This window comes from Rubellimicrobium roseum, assembly GCF_006152145.1.
Lineage (GTDB): Bacteria > Pseudomonadota > Alphaproteobacteria > Rhodobacterales > Rhodobacteraceae > Rubellimicrobium > Rubellimicrobium roseum.
Map to the genome: position 1 here is coordinate 1 of NZ_VDFV01000124.1, position 2,438 is coordinate 2,438.

Annotated in this window: 2 protein-coding genes; one reads left to right on the forward strand and one right to left on the reverse strand. The window is 66.0% G+C overall.

Annotated elements, in window-relative coordinates; all coding sequences use genetic code 11:
• Nucleotides 1–460: 460 nt before the first annotated feature.
• Nucleotides 461–1,195 carry a hypothetical protein gene (locus FHG71_RS23060; RefSeq protein ID WP_139084145.1) on the reverse strand — a complete coding sequence of 245 codons (735 nt, stop codon included), beginning with the start codon at nt 1,193–1,195 and terminating at the stop codon, nt 461–463.
• 328 nt (nt 1,196–1,523) lie between these two features.
• Here FHG71_RS23060 and FHG71_RS23065 point away from each other — a divergent pair, with 328 nt between their 5' ends.
• Nucleotides 1,524–2,138: a recombinase family protein gene (locus FHG71_RS23065; protein WP_139084146.1), complete on the forward strand. Its 615-nt coding sequence runs from the start codon at nt 1,524–1,526 to the stop codon at nt 2,136–2,138.
• Nucleotides 2,139–2,438 lie beyond the last annotated feature (300 nt).

Genomic DNA, 2,438 nt, shown 5'->3' on the forward strand with positions numbered 1-2,438 from the left:
TCATCGGCCCGCCGTCACCGCCACGCTCGGCGCCTCATCACCAAAACTCGCGAGCTTTGCAACGGAGCCGATTTTGGCGGGCCCGCTGGCGGGCTCATGCGCCCTTGCTCGGGCTGGACCTGGCGTGCGTTGGCGGGCAGGCGCTATGATGCGCTGCGATGTCTTCTTTCGTCCTCGCCTGCCTACTCGTGATCGTGGCTGCGCTTGTATTGGAGGCGACGGCCCCCGAGGGCGTGCTGACGGTCAGCCCTGGCATATGGCTAGGCGTGCTCGCAGGATTCGGGGTCTGGCTTCTCATCCTATCTGCGTAGCGGGCGCTCTGCGCTGAGCTTCCGACCATCCAACAGGGTATGTGCTACGCGCGCATGCGCTCTCTCACGAGCACTCCGACGGCCCCCCAAACGCCCGCCCGCTGGCTCTCGGGATCCGACGGACGCGTGAACGCTAGTGGGCTGTTTCGTTACCAGCCGTTCAGGGCCATGCGAATGAACTGCGCGGTCTCGCAAGCCGCATAGGACGCTTCCGCGATCATCTGCGGGTCCGCGCCGGGGAAGAATCCGGCCGTGCCCGCACATATCTCGTCAAAGCCGTTCATAAGAGTCGTGCAGGATGCTCGGTCACCGCCGTCACAGGCGGCCGCCATCTGCTGCATGCGGGCGGGGTCCGCGCCCCGGGCGAGCAGCATCTGCCCGATGGCGTGCAGCCCGCGTTGCATGGCGGCCTCGTCCATGACCGGCGCCTGTGGCGCGGGGGCCGTGCCAAAGGGCAGCTGCGGCATCGCTGGCGTCGGCGGCACCAAGCCCTCGCCGTTGCGGGCAAACCATTCCTCGCAGGCGGGCGTGATCGGCATGTTGGGCAGACCGATCTGGGCCATGCGGTTCTGGAAGTCCCGCTCCATGGGGCAGGTCTGCTCCAACATCCGGGCCAACTCGTCGGCGTCTTGCTGCGGCGTGCGCGTCAGCGGCGGCACATAGGGCATCTGCGGCATGGCCGGCATCTGTGGCATCATCATGCCACCCCCGCCGCCCTGCATGCTGTAGCAGCTCGAGAGGTTCTGCTGACACATCGCTTGGGAGGCGGCTCCAGTCATGCGGGAGCACTGCTCGGCGATCTGGGCACACTGGTCCTGAGCGCGCGCCTCTGCACTCAGAACCCACACGGCAAGAACGGGCAAAAGGGTGAGACGATAGCGCATGGGCGTCCTCCACGGGTCCGCCGTGCGCCGATCCGCTCCGGCGGCTTCCCCTGCGTAACACAGGCCACCCACTCAGCTGAAACGATCATTTCAGCCCCACGTAACCTCGGGCTGCGACCTCTCCAAAGGTGCAGCTTCTGACTTCCATCTAGGCAGGCCAGAGCCACTCTGCCCGAGAGCCTAGGTCGCGGGATCAGATCATGCTCTGTCTCATATGGGCATACCTCAGGCGAACCGGTTCAGGATTGGTTCTATATATTCCCGTTTACAACCCAAAACGAACCGGTCATCAACGAACCATCCAAAACGAACCAGAGAGGGTTCCGCCATGTTCGTCCGTGCCTACCTGCGCGCCTCGACCGCCGATCAGGATGCCAGCCGCGCCAGCGCGGACCTCGACCGCTTCGCCGCCGAACGCGGGCTGACCATCGCCGCCCGCTACATGGAGAACGAGTCCGGCGCGAAGTTGGAACGCCCCGAGTTGTTCCGGCTCTTGTCCGACTGCCAGCCCGGCGACGTGCTGTTGGTCGAACAGGTTGACCGGCTGTCGCGCCTCAACGCGGCGGATTGGGAACGCCTCAAGGCGCAGATCGCGGCGAAGCGCGTCCGCGTTGTCGCGCTGGACCTCCCGACCTCGCACCAGTTGGTGCAGCCGGGGGGCGACGACTTCTCGGCCCGGATGCTGGACGCCATCAACGGCATGATGCTGGACATGCTCGCCGCCATCGCCCGCAAGGACTATGAGGATCGCCGCCGCCGTCAGGCGCAGGGGATCGTCAAGGCGAAGGCCGAAGGGGTCTACCGTGGTCGCCCTGAGGACGAGAAGCGCAATGCCGCCATCGTCTCCATGCTGAAGGCGGGCCAAAGCTGGAACAGCATCATCGCCGCCACTGGCTGCTCGCGCTCCACCCTGTCGCGATTGGCGAAGCGCGTGACCGCATAGGAGCGCAGGAGCGGGCCACTGGTGGGCCTCTCCAATCCAGACACCTCGACCACCGGGGCGGGCCATAGGGCCCGCCCTGAGACGTTCTAGAGGGCCGGACGGGGCAGCATGGGGACCCAAGGTGGGGATATGTCCGAATTGCGCGACCCCGGGTAGCTGCCACGCGCGTATGCAACTGCAACCAGGGGCTTCATGTTTTCCGGCCGGACCCCCTCCCCCCTGTTTTCGGCGGCTCCGTTGCAAACTCTGACCGAGGACAGGCTGGGGTAAGCGGCTGGCTCGCGGCCGATTAGCAGAGCC